Origin of the sequence: Endozoicomonas sp. NE40, assembly GCF_040549045.1 — a bacterium.
In the GTDB taxonomy this organism is placed as follows: domain Bacteria; phylum Pseudomonadota; class Gammaproteobacteria; order Pseudomonadales; family Endozoicomonadaceae; genus Endozoicomonas_A; species Endozoicomonas_A lisbonensis.
Genome location: NZ_JBEWTB010000002.1, coordinates 235133 through 253205, shown reverse-complemented (window position 1 = coordinate 253205; position 18073 = coordinate 235133). Strand labels below are relative to the sequence as shown.

Genomic DNA, 18073 nt, shown 5'->3' with positions numbered 1-18073 from the left:
AGACGTTTGTTGCTCTCTCCAGCCAGCAGTTGAACTGCCAGCTGGAAAGGCTGTTATCAAGCTGCTTCGCCGGCAGGCAGCTTTCCTCTGACAGCAGAGAAAATAACATGCTCACGGGGTTCCATTAGCCGAACCATACGATAAGTGACGCCATTTTTTGGCTGAACATTGTCCGGTGCGCCGATCAACAGTTGCAGAGACTGGTTTTTACACAGTTCTTCCAGGGTGGCAAGCGCTCTGGCATCCAGACGTGCAGCTTCATCCAGAAACAGCAGCCGGTTAGCGCAGTGACCTTTCTGGTGGTTGCGCTGGGTGGCCACTTCCCAGGAGTGCAGAACCATTGTCAGAACGGCAAGGCCAGTACCAATCGCTTCACCGGTGGAAAGGTTGGTCGGGTTAGCGGGTTCAAACTGCGTACTGCCAGCACGCTTGATCAGCACCTTAAGGCGAATGTACTCCCGGTAATCCAGCAGACGCTCACCGGTTATGCTGCCGCCGGTCTCTTTTTTAAAGACTTCTGCCAGCGCGTCTTCAATACTCAGGTCTGACTGTTTGAACAGGTCGCCATAAAAGCGGTTCTGCAGGGCATTTAACACCTTTTCATGGGTTTCAATAACCTCCAGCTCCACTTTAATCGCCCTGATCGTTCCAAAATGGACGCTCGACAGGGCAGAGTTCAGCTGCATAATCTGCCGCCGTTGCATATTGATTTTCTGCTCAATGTTGCGACCCATGCTGTCGGACTCGGTGAGAAAGCGACTTTCGGCATCGGCGAGACGTGTCTCCAGCTTGGTCAGATGGTCTTCCAGCTGATTCAGTGCCTGCAAGGGGTCATCAGCGGTAGCCAGACTTTTATCCATGCGTTCATTCAGCAGTACCTGTGTTGCTGATACCAGATGGAACAGCAGTGGCAGGTTGCTGGTTTCTGCGTCACGGATTTGCTGATACAGCGTCGAATGACTTTCTGACTTCAATGCATTTTGCAATGCGGCCCGGGCATTGGCGATGTGGTTGACCAGAAGATCCGCGTCGTTTTTCTGTAAATGCTGTTTATACAGGCGGGTGTAAAGGCTGGTGTCCTGTGCATGCCGGAGGATCTCTGCCCAGTCCTGACTTGCGGACTGACTCGCAGGCTCAAGGGTTGCCAGCTTTGAGTCGTTGACCGAAGCCTGTTCTTCCCGCTGCTTCTGTTGAAGCTTCTGATCTGCCAGGGTGGTGGAAAGGGTCTGTGCAGAGCGGTCGTGTTCGTCTTTTCTGGTGAGCAGTTGTTCAAGGGCTTCCTGATGCTCATCCACCAGAGAGGGTGACCATTCCAGCGGGATGCCATTGATCTGATTCTGTTTAAGCAGAATCTGACCTTCATTGCGTTTAATGATCTCTTCGTCGGTCGCAATATTCTTGTCCAGTGCCTGAAGCTGGTCGCTCAGCTGGTCCAGCTCCTGTTGTTGAAAGCGCTTACGGGAGTCTTTTTCTTCCCATTCCTGCCTGATTTGCTGTTGCAGGTCGCTGGTCTGGTGTTTGCGCGACTCAGATTCTTTAAAGCGCAGATAGGGCAGTTTATGTTCGGTGTTTTGCAATTGATCTTTCTGCTTGCCCAGCAGGCTGATTTTTAGCTGCATATCGTTCAGTTGTTGACGTAACTGCTCAAGGTCAGTGACCGGAGGTTTGTCCAGATATAGTCGCAACTGTTCAAGCTGGTTGAGTGGCTGCTCAAACTGCTTCAACCATTCGCACGCTGTTTTCGCCAGTTCCATCTGTTCTTCTGTCGTCGTCATCTGTTCTTCCAGTTGATCCAGTTCCAGCAGGCTGGCGTCGGACTGGCGATATTCCAGAAATTGAATGACTGGTAACAGGCTGCTCAACTGTTGCTGCAACTGGTTTTGCTGCTGGGTGAGGGAGTGAAGCCTGTTTTCAAGTGTCTGGAGCTGTTCTTCCAGCTCACGAACCGGAGGCTCACTTTCGCCCAGCCAGCGACCAACCGCTGCCAGCTTATCAAGGATTTCACTGGCCTGTTGAAGCTGTTTGCGTTTTACGGCCATAGCCTGTCGTTTATCCAGCAGTTCTTCTTCCAGATCAATCAGTCGTTGTCGTTCTTTCTCCCTGGCCAGGCGACCAATGGTGGGGAATTCTGGTTCTTTACTGATTCGGGCAATACTGTCAGACAGGGTAACCAGTACACTGCCGTCTTCCGGCTGGTTCAGTGGGGCATTGATAAAATCGTCTTCACTGAGGCTGCTTCCGGGAGCGCCCTGCATTAGCCAGACATGTTCCGGGCGTTCTGCTTCGTTGCGAATAATGGCAGTGGCAGTCTCAATATCCCGGACCATCAGAGCCTGCCGCAGAGGTCCCATTTTTGCTTCGAGCCAGGCGGCTTCCTCAATGGAAATATCGTCATCGTCAAAGTAGCGACTGACAATTTCTCCTCCTGTCAACTCAGCCAGACGTTGCAGTTGCGAGTCGTCTTCTGACTCCAGCTGTTCCAGCCCTCGCAAACGGTTGCGGGTGGTTTTTAAATGTTCTTCCTGTTCTACATCCAGCCGGTTAAGGTTGAGCTGATCCGAGCTGATGGTCTGGCGGGCATGACTCAGGTCTTCTGCCTGTGTCAGGCGCTGTTCAGGCAGAAGATTCAGGAAAGCGTCACTCAGTTGCTGAAAGTCTGACCATTGACGATGATCTTCTATTGCCCGCTTCAGGTCATTACGAAGCTGCATCTCCCTTACGCGATTATCCTGCAATTGAAACTCACAGGTTTCTTTCAGGGCAGTCTGTTCTGCCAGTTGTTCGCAGGCTTGTGCAAGCGTGGTCAGCCAGCTCTCTGCGCTATTCAGTGAACCTCGCCAGGGCTTAGGCAGGCGTTTTATCTCGTTGGCCAGAGATTGACGACGCTGTAATTGTTGTTTCAGATCCCTGTGTTGCTGATTGTGCAGTGGCAGCTTGCTGGCAAAATGCCGCTTTTCCCGGCCAGCATTCAACCACTGGTCTGCCATCTGTGCCACTTTGTCGTCGGTGATGGACTGTCCGTCGATATCAGCAAAAGAACCTAAAATAGCCTGAGCCTGATCAAACCGCTGACGAATAAGTTCCATTTGTTCCAGCATGGGTTTCTGGCTGTAATAACTGTCCTGCAGGCTTTCACGCTCAGTTGTAATATCCTGTACAAAACGGGCAAGGTTATCACTGTCCAGCGAAGGCTCATTTAACAGCAGGCGGGATTCTTCCAGACTCCGAATAGCTTCCTGATACAGGCCCGCTTTTCGCAGCTCTTCGGAATATGCCTGTTTGGCATCAGACAGTTGTTTTACCAGGCCATTCAGGTCTTCATCCAGCTCCGCAACCACGTTCACCTGACGGGCTTTCTGTTCTTTCAGCAGAGATTGATGGCCGTGCTGTTCTTTCAGGAACTCTCTGAGATTGGTTATTTCGTTAGTCAACTGTTGCTGTTCACTGTGCAGCCGGTCAAGCTCCCGGGACTGATCAAGACTGCTTCGGGTTTGTTGTTCCTGTTGGCTGAGCTGATCGCGGGTTGTATTCAACTGCTCCAGCTGGTGTTCCAGTGCGTCGACCTGCTGCTGACCGGCTTCCAGTTCCAGCTTCATTGTCTCCTGTTGCTGCAGGGTATGACGCAACTGCTGCTGTAACCGGGTATGACGCTGCTCTGCCAGGGCCAGTGTATTTTCACCAAGAGCGTAGCTGGATTCGAGAACGGTTTTAATAAACTCCCGTTTGCCACGGCTGGAATCAATCTGTTGTCGAGTGTTGCGGGTTTCCTGCAGGGCATTCTGCATGGAGCTGACAGAAGTGCGAACATTGTTGTCTGAAGGCAGCAGATAATCCCGCAGACCTTTTTGCAGTTCTGAGGACAGACCGCCATACAGGCTGGTTTCCAGCATGCGATAATAACGCTGGCGATCCTGGCTGCTGTCCATGCGGCGGGGCAGTACGCGGTTCTCAAACTGCCAGGCCATGTACAGGCCCAGCGATTTAAAGTTTTCCAGAGTGCCGCCCAGTCGTGCAATATGGCCTTTCAGGGTCTTGCCTTCGATGGGTTCGTAACGACCTTCTCCGGTTGGTTTCATCAACAGGTCGCGGACAGGGATATCATGGTCGATACCGGTAATGGCCGAGAGTTTGATCTCTACTCTGGGTTTGCCCAGACGTTTAAGCTGGACGACGGCAGTGACCCGTTTGCCGTCGTAACGCTCATAATCAACGACGGTGTAACAGACGCCCTGGTCAATACGTCCCCAGACGCCATTATCGCTGCGGTCAGAGCCGCTATCAGAGTTGTTGCGCAGACGTATAAGGCGATTGTCTGGTACCCGGTTGATCAGCAGAGCGCCCATGACGGTGGTTTTGCCTGCGCCATTGTGACCAATCAGGTTGCTCATAAGATGGTGCATGGAGAGGGTTTTGAAAAAGATACCCTTGAAGTTGACCAGTGTCAGGCTTTTGATCGTTGTGCGTTTATTGCTCTGACTCATGCGTGGGTATCCTCAATAGCTTCCTTCTTCTGTTCCGGCTCTGTTGTCTTCTGATCAGAGTGAGGCTGTTTCTGGCTGGGCAATACAGAGTGTTCGTCGTCTGCTATTTCATCGTCAGCTTCAAGGCAGGCGCTGCCAGTGGCTACCAGTTTCTCCAGCGCTTCTTTTGTAATGGCTGCTGAGCGTACAGGCTCTATAAAGCGCATCAGGGGAGCTTGAGTCTGAATCTGGTCAGCACGAATGCCTTCAAGGCGGATCATGCCGAGTCTTGCCAGCTGGCGCAGAGTGCGTTTCAGGACCTCCATGCCTTTATCCCGGTCCAGCTGGGTATCCAGTTTTTTTCGATCAAGCAGTTTTGCCAGTCGTTCTTCGTCTATCAGCATACGAAGCCGTTCATAGATCGCATCGGCCGTTATCCAGCCACTGCCTTCCAGTTGTTCCGGGTCGAGGTGATAAAGCGCCAGCAGCTGACCTGTTACCATTCCAAGTTCGTCTATTTTCCGGGAGCGAATAAGGTTTTTGCTGCCCAGGTTGGGGCGCAGGTAATAAAAATCTTCCTGAGCCCTGACCAGATCGACGCCGTAGCGTCGATAATGCAGGGTCAGCCAGTGTTCACCATTTTGTAGCATCGCATAAAAATGGGTATGGCGGCTGTCTATGTGTTCACCACGACGCAGGCGACTGTCCAGCGCCGCAAACTGGTCGTCATTAATAATGTCAGCCAGGCTGTTGTAGGGCGTATTGTTCAGCATTTCCGTGCTGTGTGTTTCGGCAATGTGTGTTTCAGGAATAGGGTGCTCAGTGTTCAAGGGCGAACTCTCTGTATTCGTGTTCTGACGTTGTTTTGGCTGGGTGCATAGTGCTGTCCAGCGTCAGGCTCTCTACTTCAAAGCCGGTTAGAATTTCATGCCAGACGGTATCAGGTATTTTTTTTCTGTCCTGCTGGTTCCCTAGTCGGGTCATGGCTTCAAACAGCCAGCCTGCGGACTGATGCAGACGGTAAACGGGAACCTCACTGGCCAGCTGGGACATGGCTTCTTCATAACTGGGAAGATAGCCCTTGTCGTTTACAAGGGCTTTGAGCCAGCTGACCACTTCTTCTTTCAGGGCGTCGAGGTCATCCATTTCGGTAATGATATCGTCTTCATCAATGATGCCTGTGTTGTCCTGTTGGCGGCTGAGGGTTTCAATTTCCCGCAGGCGGATTAACGGCTCATCACCTGCACAGCGCAAAAACCAGGGCTGCTGCCCGAAACGTTGCAGGGCGTCCAGTGTGCGCTCCATCAGCGCCTTGCGCTCATCCATATTGATAAACTGACGCAGATACTGGTGAGTACGCTGATGGAAGTTTTCCCAGTGTTCCAGTCGCTCGCTGCTCCAGTGCTCAATACGGTCAAGATGATGCTCCAGTCGAACAACGGACTGAACGGCGGACAGGCGTTGTGCCTGCTCACACTGCTGACCAATGCTTTCGAGCAGTTGCCGGAGTTCGTGACAGGAAGCCAGCAGCAGTTGCTGTAAATCCTGCAGCCGCTCCTGGGTATCAACCAGCAGGTTTTCACAGCGCGAAATGGCGTTTTGCCAGTCGTGCTTCAGCAGTGATACGACCTCTTTGCGAGTGTCAATCGCTTCGGTGTCGAGCTGGCGCTGGCGGTGGTCGATGGCTGTGACCAGTTGGCGGACGGTAACATCCAGCGGGGCTTCGATCTGGAGTTTCCAGAACTGGTCGTTACCGCCAGTTCTGGCTGCATCACGAATTTCCTTTAAATGTCCGGAAATGGTCATAAACAGCGTGCGCAGAGCCGTTTGTGAGGCATCAAAGCCGATGCAGATGGATTCAACAATCTGTTCCGACACCGGGGGAAGCAGATAAGCGTGTGGGCGCCGTCCCCCACTTTCCAGACAGATCAGCAGATGCTGCTCCAGCAGACGACGAATCGTGTCGTTGCAACGTCGCTGACGGCTGTCTTCGAGATTGTCCGTATTCTGTCGGTCAACGGTTTCAAACACCAGGTGCAACTCTTCTTCACTGAACTCGGGCTGGGATTCCTGATCTTTCCAGAATTTGAGTGCAGCCAGATAGGCAATATCCGCAGGCTGAAGAAGAATCTTCTGACCACTGGCCAGAATTTCGCTGACCAGCGCGGGAATGTCTCGGGTGGGGTTCAATCCTGACTCCGATAATCAGGTAAGCCTCATTGTTATAGCGGCTTACGTGGTATGAATGTTGGTTAATAGTTGATTATGAAAAACAGCTATCGAGGCGTAAAGTTTTTTTACTGTTGTCAGGCTGGCAGGTTTCACATTAATAGAAGGATGCCGGAGGGTTCTGGGGGAAAATCCGTGTCTGTCGGTTGCTTTTAACTCATCGGGTTGTGGTTTCTGGCGATGGGCGATTTAAAGACTGATGGTAGTATGGGCTCCGGGTTTTACAGCTGCCTCTTCGCAGGCAGTACCACGACCGGTAACGGTGTGAGAGTAGCTCGATATTGTGGTAGGTATCGAGCCACTCTTTTTTCGAGCAGACCGCTTTGTTTATTTGAAGCAAATCCTTTAAGATACCCCGCCTGAAATTACGTCAAATAGCATTCTGGGTCAGAATTTTCTGATGTTCTGACTGTGAAATATTGACGACTTTGATTGTGCCAGAGATTGTTTAACACCTGTCTGGTATCCGGAATCCCTGCTGATATTGGCCAGAAATTTAAGGTGGTAGAACGATGAAGACTGAATTATTTTGTGTGGCTGCTGGCGCATTTTTATCTTAATTTCTAATCCTGACTGCTGTTGCTCACTTCTATATACCATTGACGGTGCTGTATTTTCGATCTCACGTAAATCAGTTGAACCGAGCTTTTGTCGTATATTACCCCTTCCTGACTCTAACTCCTCCTGCCAGGCTGAGCAGCCTGCAGACGTTGCTATCCAACCTGAATTATTGATCACTGCCATACCCCCGAGGTTAATCGTTTACTGCTGAAGTATCAGTGTGTCTGATCATAAACGATTGAAAATAATCTGCGCAGCACAAGGCCCGGTTTCTGCCCGGTCGATCTTTTGAATAATGTTAACCATTGAGAAAATATGAGCGATATAGCTTTAAACTCTACTGCTGTTTGTATAGACAAACCGGCGACACCTAAATGGCTGGAAGGTGTCGACCTGTCAGTGTTCATGATAAGCGGTGGTGCGTTATTGCTCTTTGCCGTTCTGGCGCTGTACGACCTTGGTTTGGTAACTGGCTGGGTTAATGATGCCTTCTTTATTGCGACCCGGTATTTTGGAGCCTACTGGCAGGCACTGCTACTGTTAACGTTTGTTATTGCCCTGGTGCTTGCCGTTGGACGTACCGGCCCGGTGGTCCTGGGAGGGCTGAAAACTCCGGAAATACCTACCTTTAAATGGCTTTCTATCCTGATGTGTACTCTGCTGGCTGGGGGTGGCGTATTTTGGGCGGCAGCAGAGCCTATGGCGCACTTTGTTTCTCCACCACCGCTGTTTGGTGGCGACACAGGAACGACCGATGCCGCTTATAACGCACTGGCACAAAGCTTTATGCACTGGGGTTTTCTGGCCTGGGCAATACTGGGCAGCCTCACGGGGATCGTTTATATGTATCTCCATTATGAAAAAGGCCTGCCTCTGAAACCCCGTACACTGCTCTATCCTGTTTTTGGTGACAAAGTTATGACCAGCTGGTTAGGCTCAGCGGTGGATGCCATGTGTGTGATAGCCGTGGTGGCAGGAACCGTAGGTCCTATTGGCTTTCTGGGTTTGCAGGTCAGTTTCGGGCTTGAGGCTTTGTTTGGTATTCCTGATACCTTTGCTACACAGTTGATGATTCTGGCGGTTCTGATTGCTATTTACACATTGTCGGCGATCAGTGGTGTAAACAAGGGTATCCAGTTGCTGAGCCGTACGAATATTATTCTGTCGGGTTTATTGATCACTTACATACTGGTTTTTGGCCCTACTGCTTTTATTTTCAAGGGCTTTTTTAACGGGTTTGCCCTCTATCTGGAGAATTTTGTCCAGATGGCTACCTTCCGCGAAGATCCACAATGGCTAAGCTGGTGGACAGTATTCTTCTGGGGCTGGTTTCTGGGTTACGGTCCGTTAATGGCTATGTTTGTAGCCCGGATTTCCCGTGGTCGAACCATTCGCCAGATGGTTCTGATGATCTCCCTTGTTGCTCCCGTTATTACCTGTTTCTGGTTCACAATCATTGGCGGCAGTGGTTTGCAGTTTGAGATGCTGGACCCGGGCGTGATTTCCGAGCCTTTTACCGGTTTGAACATGCCAGCGGCACTGATAGCCATTACCCAGCAACTGCCGTTGGGAACTTTGATCTCGGTACTCTTTTTGATCCTGACTACCCTGTTTGTTGCTACCACCGGTGACTCCATGACTTATTCAATCTCTATGGTCATGACGGGGCATGATAGTCCACAGTCTTCTGTCCGGGTGTTCTGGGGAATTATCATGGGGGTGGTTGCTGCATTGCTGATTTCAGTGGGCGATGGCGGGGTATCTGCACTTCAGTCGTTTATTGTGGTAACAGCCGTTCCTGTGTCGCTGGTGTTATTACCTTCATTATGGTCTGCACCAATGATTGCAAGGAAGATGGCGAGAGAGCAGGGGCTTTGTCCGGCTGGCTTAAAAAGCGTTGGTGCGACGGTCAGCTGAAAAGACTGAAAACATGCTCGTTGTCCACACTCAGTCGTATACTCTGTGGACAACGAGTGTTATCTGTCAGAGGCTGATGTTTAAATCATGGCATGCACACACCACCCACAAACGGAATATTGGTTGGTTCGCAGTTGTAGATCAATCGCCCACGTTCACCGTGCAGATAGTCCAGCATATGCTCCGAGGTTCTGGTCGGAGCCATGCTGGTTGCCGGAATGTCCTGCAGCTCTTTTGAGGGTCTGGGGTAAGTTGCCCAGTCCAGCGGAGGGCGCCAGCCCGGAGGCGAAGATATTCGGGCCCGTTCTCCGTTAACAGGATGAAGCGCTCGGCGGGCAAGGATCTGCTGACTCATTTTTGCTACACGTTTTGGTTCCTGGCTGGACAGGTTGTTGTATTCGCCCGGATCATCCGCCAGATTGTACAGCTCCTGAATCACCGTCGTTGACATAGGCTCCTGGGTAATCCATTGGATCAGCTTCCAGCCACCATCGATGGAGGTGAAGCCAAAGGAGTTATAGAGCGGTATTTCAGAAGCGAAGAAAACCGGCTCTCTGCGTCTGGCCTGTGAACCGTCGGTAAGTGCTGGCAGCATATTAATGCCGGCCAGCGCATCACTGAAACCACACGGATACCGCCTTCGTAAACTTCGCCCTTGCCACCCCGGTAGGGAGCATTATCGCCACCGCCACGACCATGAACCCGGGTGGCACCGTTATCAGAGAAAAACATGACAATGGTATTGTCAGCAATATTTTCTTCATCCAGTGTGGTTAGAACCCTACCAACGGCCTGATCCATGGCATCAACGACGGCAGCATAAAGTGGTCTGCGGCTTTCTCTTCCGGTCATTTTTGCGACTTTGGAAATTTCATCGGAAGGGCTGCGTGCAGGGTCCCGTTCATCTTTCAGTCCGGCGTATTTATCAATCAGCTCCTGTGGTGCTTTCAGTGGCTCATGGGGCGCAAGGAAGGGCAGGTAGAGGAAAAAGGGTTTGCTTTTGTCCCGTTCCCTGATCCATTCGAAGCTTTTGTCTGCCAGCAGGTAAGTGGAATAACCTTCATTTCAGGTCGGCAATAATGTCAGTCAGTTGTGGTCAAATATGGTCACCCATATACATCATTTTATTATTAATACGACCATCTGCTTCTGTTGCGCAGTAAGCGAGGGTGGTCATGCCAATACCGCCGTTGCAGAGTTGTTTGTGGAAGTCGCGCAGGGCTGAAGGCCTTGTTCAGAAAATCGCTCATCGTTGTTTCATCTGCCTGCAAAAATAAGCGTTATTTGCAGGGCTGCTCCTGCTTGTTGTTATTATTGTTGTTTGAGTCTCTGGCAGTAAAAATATAAAAGTGCGTGTCTGCGTGCAATGCTTAAACGGACTACTTTGAAGTCTGGGGCAGGTTTATTTCTGTCTGGATCAGTGGTAGCTGAGCGGTAATTATTCTCTGTCAATCCTGTTGGCCAGTTCCTGTACAGAGTTGGCGTAGTTGTCGAGCATCGTTTCCTGATGCCGGCCGTACATCATGTGTCTTGCAAATGTATTATCAATCTTCGCCACAAAATCCGGGTTTGCCATTTTTTTTGCGACCGCCTGGCAAAGCTCGTCACGTAACCGTCCAGCGGTTTGACTGTTTATGGTGTTTGTTCTTTCAGACTCTCGAATATCGGCCAGGACCTGCTTGAAATTATTAGGGGTTCGTGCAATTTTTATCACGGCTTTTAACGGCTCGTAGGTTGCAGACATTCCGTTTGTACCTCTCAAAAAAATCTTCATGCTTGGTTGTATCGCCCTGACAGAGCGCTTTTCAGGTGAATCATTGCTGGTGGCATGCACTACTGGTGTCTCAATGTTTTCAGTGCTTTTCGGTTTTGGTTGTTGCGGTGGCTTCGGGCTGCTTCTTACTTCAGCTTGCTGTTGCCGTGTTGCTTTTTTCTGCTCAGCCTTCTGCTGTTCGTTTGCTTTTTTCTCTGCCGCTTTTAGTTTTTTCTGCTCTTTCTTTTGTTGTGCCTCCTCCTGCTTTATATTGTTTTCCCGGTGTTTGGCTTCATGCAGATTCTTTTTAGCTCTCTTTAGCTCCCTTGTTAGCTGCGGCAGTTTCCTGTTCTTAATATCAGTCTGTATGTTCTGCACATCGCTTCTGAATGTATTGCCCATATCGACTTTGTTTTTGTGTGCTTTGTTTTCAGCCTTAGTTAACTTGTCCGCATTTTTTATAGCAGACTTTGCGATGGATACTTGCTTTTCAAAGAACTTTACGATGACCTTGTGTGCTTTTGATGAAGTGGCATTTGTGTCTAATTTAGCGTTTAACTGATCAAAATCGTGTTGTAAATGTTGGCGCTTTTTACTGAGCTCTGATTGCTGCTTGTTCTTGTAGGTAAAAAATGCCAGTTTTGCTTTTGCATTTTTTAATTTGAACTCTGTTGTTGTCAGGGTTTTTCTGGCAGTCAGAGCTTTTCCTTTTGCCCTCAGTACTGTGTCCTGAGAAGGAGGTGGCTGAGAGGCTTCCATTTCCTTGATAAGGCCATGAAGGTCGCTAACCGTTGACCTGGCACTTTTAACCTGTGCTTTCAGAGCTTTTATCTGGCTTCTGTGTTCAGAGACGGTTTCTTTGTCTTGAACATTGATGGATTTATCATGTATTTGTTCAAGCCGGGTATTCAGTGCATCCAATTTGCTGGAAAGTTGACGTTCCTGAGAAGAGGGCTCAGCTTTTGGCTGAATAGCTGACTGTGGACGCGGCAATACGGTTTCTACCTGATCATCAGGTAGCCTGGCTGTTTGTCGCTGACTCAGTGTTTTAGGCCCGGTAGAGTCGGAAGGGGGTGGTGCAGGACGCTGGATGCGTTTGCCAGTTACAGGTCGCACATTTCGGTTTATTGAAGGTGCATAAGTGTTTTTTACAGGTGAGGGCGATACTTCAGGGCTTAAGCCTTGAATGCCCGGCGAGATGCCCGCTGACTGAATGGTTTGTGCCATATTGGTCTATAACTCGATGATATTAAAGATATTCTTTTCAGGCTCTTATATATGATAGCAACAGGGCTTGGCGTTGCCCTGTGTATTCAGGGGTTGGTTCTGCGGTGGTTCCGGGCAGGCGGCAGAGGCTACAGTGCGTCTTTGTCCAGGCAGAGGATGGCAATTGTGGACTGTGTATTTGTTCTGACAGTGGTCACAAACAGGGCGCATTTCTGTTCAGGGTCATTGGCCGTCAGTGGGTCAAAAAACGGGTAGGTGGTATCAGAAGCAAACTGTGAGGTGGCGGAGGGAACCTTCAGTAAAGCCGGGGTGTAGTGTTGATGAATGATGTTTGATGAAAACTCATTAGCAATGAATTTTTTGTATAAATCGGTTTTATATAAGAAGAGCTGGCTCCTGTCGCCGGGTTTAAAAACTCCGGACGGAGCTATGTTGCCGATAAAATAAAGCTGTTTATTATCGCCGTTAAATGTCTGCAGGGTGTTTTTAGTCCACGGATTGTCAAAAACAGACAGTGGTTTGCAGATTGTTCTACCCCAGTAAATATCGCACTTCAGGATCACTGAATATGCGATGCCATTACGTTCTGCAAACATGGCCGGTGCCTGTTTTCTGGCGCTGTTGCCGGGAAATTGAATGCGTGTACGCAGGTGAATCATGGTCAGGTCAGGCGTGTCCTCATAGAAAATAATATCCGGCTGAAGGGCTACATAATTAGTGGAGTCCATAATGCTGCCAGCAGAGGATGACCTTTCCTTCCAGGTTATATAGGAAATTTCAAAATCGCTGAACGCTTCTGAAATACTGGCTTTGAATTCACTCAGGGCATTGCTGTCATGTTTTTGCTCGTTATACAGACTTATTGCACTGTCAATCTGCGGTACCCAGTTGGTCTTTTTCATATACGTTGCAGTACTGACTTCATAGCTTTCTTCAGAGCTGCTTGCCTGATGCCACTGGCGCCCTCCTAGCACTAAATGATTGCCGCGAATTTTCCAGAACACCTCGGGGATAATATCGCCGGATTCTGAGAATGATATGTCGTCAAGCACTGCCCAGCTGTTCAAGTCATCCGACTCCTGGTCACTTTTCATGCTCAGCCCAACACCATTGAATAAGAGTTTGCGTTTATCGGCAGATTCCTGAGTCTGGCCTTCTACCGCACTTATTGTGTCAGTATCGCGGGACTTTCTTCCGATAACGAAGCTATAGCCTTTATATCGGATTAAAACAGGGTCTGTCAGTTTGCTGCTATGAACCCTGGATGCGTTAAGGTCTTCTTCAACAGTCACGGATTCAGAGCTGATATTGGGGTCTATTTCTGTTGTGACCTCATAAGCGTAACCTTTTCCGGAAAACTGGTCTTCATTGCGCCCCTGAAGATAGTAAATCACGGAGCAACGCAGATGGCCTGTTACCCTGGAAGATGGTATGCAGTTAATCTGTGCGGCATGCATATCCTTCACGCTCTCCCTGTTATTCGAAGACTCTGGAGGGTAGTAGAGAAACCAGTGCTTCTTTATGAGAGTCTGATTGATTGTCAGATCATGATTCAGAAAATCTTTGCTACTGGTAAATCTTACCTCTGTCTGCCCCAGGGCCCGGGTGAAATTCAGGGACAGGAGCAGGCAGATAATCAGGGAAAGCTTTTTTGGACGATTCATTTCGAAAGCCTGACGTTAATGAGGACTGCTTAATTAGAATGACGGTCATGTGACCACTTTTCAGGCCAGTCCAGAAGCAGGGAGCGCCTGAGTTCAGCCTGCTCTTTCCAGCTCATTTGAGTGAGTTCCTGATTCTGTTTTTGTGCCTCTCTGCTGTAAAGCTGCCACATCCAGACGGTATTTAAAGGGTTTGGAAGAATAATATAGTTGTTGCCAAACTGGGATGCTGCAGTCGCAGCTGATTCTTTCAGGCGGGGGTCAAGTTGCTGCTCAGTCAGGCTGAAGTCCGATAGCAGGTCGCCAATCATCAATACAATGTCGTGCTTTTTATTGTCGATATCGCCATTCTGGATGGCGGCTCGTTTCAGCTCTTTGCCGCAGTGCTTTTTGTGGCGGGTAGAGCAATGTTCTTCCCTCAGCAGAACATGCTGACGGTCCGCATAGGGAAAATGGTAGTCTGTAAGCTTTTTGATCGTAGCGCTTTCTACATCGGTGTCTTCACTGTCCGGAATTTTTGAAAGCGGGCGTGAGGAGACGTAAAAAATTTCATAACCCTTCTGGCTGGCAGAATTAAGAAACTCTGCAGCGCCCGGGATCGGTCTGGAATGCTGGTGTTCAGTCAGGAACCAGTTGTGGTCAAACCGGACAGGCATTTTATCGTTTGCATCGGTAAGGTTCGCCCGGATGGTCGTGAAATCAAGTACCGTTCCGTCAATATCCGCAATGATAGCCGGATTGTTGTAACTGCCTGCGGGCATTCTGTTAATCAGCTGCTCAGCCCTGTTGTAGGCCTGGTAACACAGGGCGGTGAAATCGGCTGAAGTGTGTGTCCAGACACTGGCGAGGGTCAGGTGTTGGGCATAGTCTTTATCGGTAATGGCATGAAAGCGGGTGGCGCCCAGAGCCGCAAGGCGACGTTCATGCTTTTCCTGAGGTGTCATCCTGCTGTAGCCGGGTGCCAGCGAATCTTCCCAGGCTCCATAGACCGTATTGGGGAAAAGATACCAGTCATTGCCAAAATGGGCTTTGTTATCAATAACCCACTGACGTCGCAGCCGATAGTCGTGGTCAGGTGCTTCACCAAGATCAGACAGCTGATCGCCAAAGGCCATAAGGATATGATAACCACGGTCGCGGATGGACTGTCGCTTCCCTTCTTTGCTGAGGATTGTGTTGGTGGTTTCCTGCAGCAGAATATGCTCTTTGTCGATGACCGGGAAGCCAAACTCTTTAAGCCTGTTGAATGTCACCTCTTTGACTTCATTAAACCGGCCGCTGATATAGAAGACTTCAATGCCCTGCTTGTGTACATCGTTGAAAAAACGGACGGTTCCCGGCAGCGCAAAGGTCGTCTGGTTGCTCCACCACCGGATAGAGCGTTCTGTGCTGCGGCTCTGGTCAGTACCCTGAAGGCTGGTGAAATAGATGGTGCCGTCTATCAGGGTGTCGTCAATATCAGTGACGATAGCGAGCTTTTTACCTTCAGGCGCTTTCTGTAGGGCTGCTGGCAGGTTTTGTCGGGCTGTATTAAAAACCTGGTAAAACAGGGCGTCGTATTCCGGGGCATGTTGCTGCCAGTTGCCGGCAATAACGATTTCCTCGTTCAGGTCTTTCTGGGAGTATTCGCTGGCCTGAACTTCGCTGGCCTGAAAATAGCAGCACAGGCTGGACAGGACTATATATAGCAGGAATAAAGGCGCTGTTCTCTTGTTGAGCCTTGTGTTGAACATAAGAGCCTCGACAGTTTTGATTCGTTTGAGATAAGCGTTAGACGAATAAAACTAGTCGAGGGTTCCTGGGTCAGTCAGATATTTAGCTGGTTTTACTGACTCTTTCCTGGTTGGCGCTGGGCGTGGAAAGCCCTGCCATTTGCATCCAGACTGTCTTTACCCATCAGATAAAGGTACAGGGGCATAATATCTTCAGGGTTGGCGCTGGCGTCTGGTGCTTCCGCAGGGAAAGCGGTAGCACGCATGGTGGTTCTTGTAGCACCGGGGTTCAGACTGTTAACGCGTACATGGCTGATGCCATCTTCTTCGTCAGCCATGGTCTGCATCAGCCCTTCTGTAGCAAATTTGGAAACGCTGTAGGCGCCCCAGTTGGCACGACCTTCATGACCAACGGTTGAAGAGGTGAAAATGACCGACGCCTGTTCAGTATTACGCAGCAGTGGCAGCAACTCTCTGGTCAGCAGGAAGGGGGCTGTGAGGTTGACCTGCATTACCCGTCTCCAGGTTTCCGCATCATACTGAGCAACCGGTTTCAGCTCGCCAAGAAGGGCAGCATTGTTCAGCAGTCCGTCCAGATGACCAAACTCCTGTTCCAGTGTGGCGGCAAGATTGGCATAGTCCTGTTCACTGGCACCTTCAAGATTCATCGGGTAAATGGCCGCCTGTGGCCAGCCATTTTCTTCGATTTCATCGTATACGGCTTCCAGTTTGCTGGTGGTTCGCCCCAGAAGAATGACCGTAGCGCCGTGTCTGGCATAGGTCAGGGCGGCTGTCCGGCCTATGCCGCTGCCAGCGCCGGTAACCAGTACGACTTTGTTCTGTAATAAGTCAGCAGGAGCGTCGTATTTAAACATCCGTAGTAACTCCGGGGTGGGGTGATCGATGGCGTGGAATGTGCCACTGATGGTTGTTCAGCCAGGGCAGCAGCTGGTCAGCCTGCTGGATATCCAGGTCGGCCTGCCAGCTGAACGGTTTCTCCTGAGGCGTGATGTAGCCGTAATGAGCAGTGACGGTAAACATACCTGCACGCCTGCCCGCAATAATGTCCCGCTCGTGGTCGCCTACATAAATAGTTGCTTTCGGTGAGCATCTGGCCTGTTTGCTTGCCAGCAACAGGGCTTCGGGATCTGGTTTGGCCTGGCTGACATTCTCCGGACAGATCAGCGTGTGACAGCGCTGCATCAGCTGGTTCTGTTCAACCAGTATGTGGGCGTAGGGCTCGGGCTTGTTGGTGACGATGCCCCAGGGAATGTCTTTGTTATCCAGTTCGTCCAGAAGGGCGGGAATACCCGGGTACAATTGTGCCGGATTACTGCGATTGGCCTGTTTGATCAGCCGGTCGTAGTAGTCGAGCAAGCGGTTGCGCTGAAACTCGGTTTCTTCAGACCCCGGCTCCAGCTGATAAGCCAGCTGTACCAGTCGGCGGGAACCGGCTGAAACATTGTTACGAATGATACTGGCGTCCAGTAAAGGTTGCTGGTCGTCGGTTTGCATCTGGTGAACAACCGTCACAAAGTCACTGGCGGTGTCCATCAATGTTCCGTCAAGGTCAAATAATACGCCTTCAATGGCATATTCGGTGTGTGGCATAGTCTCTCCAGTGCAGGTAGCTGCTTCATTGCATTGATACTATCCAGGAGTCTGGAATCAGTGCTGCTGATGACATTAAGCGGGTTTACTGCCGTACATCAGGTAGTTGACATCCGTGTCGCCATCTTTTAACCGGTAGGTTTTTGTCAATGGGTTGTACACCATGCCGGTGATATGATGCAGCTGCAATTGTACTTTTCGCATCCAGGCGTGGAGTTCTGAGGGTTTGATGAACTTACCGTGTTCGTGAGTACCTTTTGGCAGCAGGTTCAGCACGTATTCTGCCCCGACAATGGCAAACAGCCAGGCTTTAGGCGTGCGGTTTATGGTGGCAAAGAAAACCTGGCCGCCGGGTTTCAGCAGTTTATTGCAGGCGCGAATGACCGAGCCCGGGTCCGGAACATGCTCCAGCATTTCCAGGCAAGTGACAACATCAAAGGTGCCGGGCATTTCATCGGCCAGTTCTTCCACGGTGACTTTGCGATAGGTAACGGGTACTTCACTGTCCAGGCTGTGCAGGCGTGCTACCGAAAGCGGTGCCTCCCCCATATCGATACCGGTAACGTCAGCACCGCGCAGCGCCATGGACTCGCTGAGAATGCCGCCACCGCAGCCAACGTCCAGTACTTTTTTACCCGCCAGTCCTACGCGTTCGTCGATGTAATTCAGGCGCAGCGGGTTGATCTCATGCAGTGGTTTGAACTCTCCTTCCATATCCCACCAGCGGCTGGCGAGTTCTTCAAACTTGGCGATCTCGGCCGGATCGACATTGTTTGATGAATGGCTTACTGATTTGGCTGAACAGTGATCTGAAGGATGCGTCATAGTATTCCTGATCCCGGTTTTATTGCTATCTATTGTGTTGAGAAGCTCTACAGGGCGTCATTATTTCTGTTTTGGGGATTATACCTACGCTGGCGTGATAGTTCATGTACTGGTTTG

Annotated in this window: 13 protein-coding genes; 1 reads left to right on the top strand and 12 read right to left on the bottom strand. The window is 50.3% G+C overall.

What is annotated here, in order from left to right:
• Window positions 1–56: 56 nt before the first annotated feature.
• The 4 genes from mukB to V5J35_RS02165 form a co-directional block, all read right to left on the bottom strand.
• Window positions 57–4481 carry a chromosome partition protein MukB gene (gene mukB / locus V5J35_RS02180; RefSeq protein ID WP_354009694.1) on the bottom strand — a complete coding sequence of 1475 codons (4425 nt, stop codon included), beginning with the start codon at window positions 4479–4481 and terminating at the stop codon, window positions 57–59.
• Window positions 4478–5290, bottom strand: a complete 813-nt coding sequence (locus V5J35_RS02175; RefSeq protein ID WP_354009693.1) for a chromosome partition protein MukE — start codon at window positions 5288–5290, stop codon at window positions 4478–4480. Before V5J35_RS02175 ends, mukB begins: the two co-directional genes overlap by 4 nt.
• Entirely contained in the window at window positions 5280–6650 is a 1371-nt protein-coding gene (locus tag V5J35_RS02170; protein WP_354009692.1) for a hypothetical protein, read from the bottom strand. The genes V5J35_RS02175 and V5J35_RS02170 overlap by 11 nt, the downstream gene beginning before the upstream one ends.
• A 426-nt stretch (window positions 6651–7076) precedes the next feature.
• Complete coding sequence (locus V5J35_RS02165) at window positions 7077–7427, bottom strand: hypothetical protein (protein ID WP_354009691.1); 351 nt, start codon at window positions 7425–7427, stop codon at window positions 7077–7079.
• Window positions 7428–7565: 138 nt separating this feature from the next.
• Between V5J35_RS02165 and V5J35_RS02160 the strand changes: the two genes are divergently transcribed.
• Window positions 7566–9167 carry a BCCT family transporter gene (locus tag V5J35_RS02160; RefSeq protein ID WP_354016251.1) on the top strand — a complete coding sequence of 534 codons (1602 nt, stop codon included), beginning with the start codon at window positions 7566–7568 and terminating at the stop codon, window positions 9165–9167.
• Window positions 9168–9252: 85 nt separating this feature from the next.
• On the opposite strand, the gene V5J35_RS02155 is transcribed toward V5J35_RS02160, so the two are convergent.
• The 8 genes from V5J35_RS02155 to ubiG form a co-directional block, all read right to left on the bottom strand.
• The gene (locus tag V5J35_RS02155; protein ID WP_354009690.1) at window positions 9253–9618 is read right to left on the bottom strand and encodes a hypothetical protein; all 366 of its coding nucleotides are present in this window, start codon (window positions 9616–9618) and stop codon (window positions 9253–9255) included.
• Between the two features lie 23 nt (window positions 9619–9641).
• Window positions 9642–10184, bottom strand: a complete 543-nt coding sequence (locus V5J35_RS02150) for a sulfatase-like hydrolase/transferase (protein ID WP_354011354.1) — start codon at window positions 10182–10184, stop codon at window positions 9642–9644.
• A gap of 421 nt (window positions 10185–10605) precedes the next feature.
• On the bottom strand, window positions 10606–12147 hold the full coding sequence (locus V5J35_RS02145; RefSeq protein ID WP_354009689.1) for a hypothetical protein: 1542 nt from the start codon (window positions 12145–12147) through the stop codon (window positions 10606–10608).
• Window positions 12148–12275: 128 nt separating this feature from the next.
• The gene (locus tag V5J35_RS02140; protein ID WP_354009688.1) at window positions 12276–13811 is read right to left on the bottom strand and encodes a hypothetical protein; all 1536 of its coding nucleotides are present in this window, start codon (window positions 13809–13811) and stop codon (window positions 12276–12278) included.
• A 29-nt stretch (window positions 13812–13840) separates the two neighbouring features.
• Window positions 13841–15541, bottom strand: coding sequence for an HAD family acid phosphatase (locus tag V5J35_RS02135; RefSeq protein WP_354009687.1), 1701 nt, complete (start codon window positions 15539–15541; stop codon window positions 13841–13843).
• A 92-nt stretch (window positions 15542–15633) separates the two neighbouring features.
• On the bottom strand, window positions 15634–16395 hold the full coding sequence (locus V5J35_RS02130) for a YciK family oxidoreductase (RefSeq protein ID WP_354009686.1): 762 nt from the start codon (window positions 16393–16395) through the stop codon (window positions 15634–15636).
• A complete protein-coding gene (locus tag V5J35_RS02125; RefSeq protein WP_354009685.1) occupies window positions 16388–17131 on the bottom strand; it encodes an HAD family hydrolase in 744 nt (247 codons plus the stop codon). Before V5J35_RS02125 ends, V5J35_RS02130 begins: the two co-directional genes overlap by 8 nt.
• A 75-nt stretch (window positions 17132–17206) precedes the next feature.
• Window positions 17207–17956 carry a bifunctional 2-polyprenyl-6-hydroxyphenol methylase/3-demethylubiquinol 3-O-methyltransferase UbiG gene (ubiG, locus tag V5J35_RS02120; RefSeq protein WP_354009684.1) on the bottom strand — a complete coding sequence of 250 codons (750 nt, stop codon included), beginning with the start codon at window positions 17954–17956 and terminating at the stop codon, window positions 17207–17209.
• Window positions 17957–18073: the final 117 nt, after the last annotated feature.

Excerpts from the sequence above, each read along its gene's own strand:
- V5J35_RS02155 (WP_354009690.1), bottom strand. The coding sequence starts at position 9,618 with ATGTCAACGACGGTGATTCAGGAGCTGTACAATCTGGCGGATGATCCG.
- ubiG (WP_354009684.1), bottom strand. The coding sequence starts at position 17,956 with ATGACGCATCCTTCAGATCACTGTTCAGCCAAATCAGTAAGCCATTCA.
- V5J35_RS02135 (WP_354009687.1), bottom strand. The coding sequence starts at position 15,541 with ATGTTCAACACAAGGCTCAACAAGAGAACAGCGCCTTTATTCCTGCTA.
- V5J35_RS02160 (WP_354016251.1), top strand. The coding sequence starts at position 7,566 with ATGAGCGATATAGCTTTAAACTCTACTGCTGTTTGTATAGACAAACCG.
- V5J35_RS02140 (WP_354009688.1), bottom strand. The coding sequence starts at position 13,811 with ATGAATCGTCCAAAAAAGCTTTCCCTGATTATCTGCCTGCTCCTGTCC.
- V5J35_RS02145 (WP_354009689.1), bottom strand. The coding sequence starts at position 12,147 with ATGGCACAAACCATTCAGTCAGCGGGCATCTCGCCGGGCATTCAAGGC.
- V5J35_RS02130 (WP_354009686.1), bottom strand. The coding sequence starts at position 16,395 with ATGTTTAAATACGACGCTCCTGCTGACTTATTACAGAACAAAGTCGTA.
- V5J35_RS02125 (WP_354009685.1), bottom strand. The coding sequence starts at position 17,131 with ATGCCACACACCGAATATGCCATTGAAGGCGTATTATTTGACCTTGAC.
- mukB (WP_354009694.1), bottom strand. The coding sequence starts at position 4,481 with ATGAGTCAGAGCAATAAACGCACAACGATCAAAAGCCTGACACTGGTC.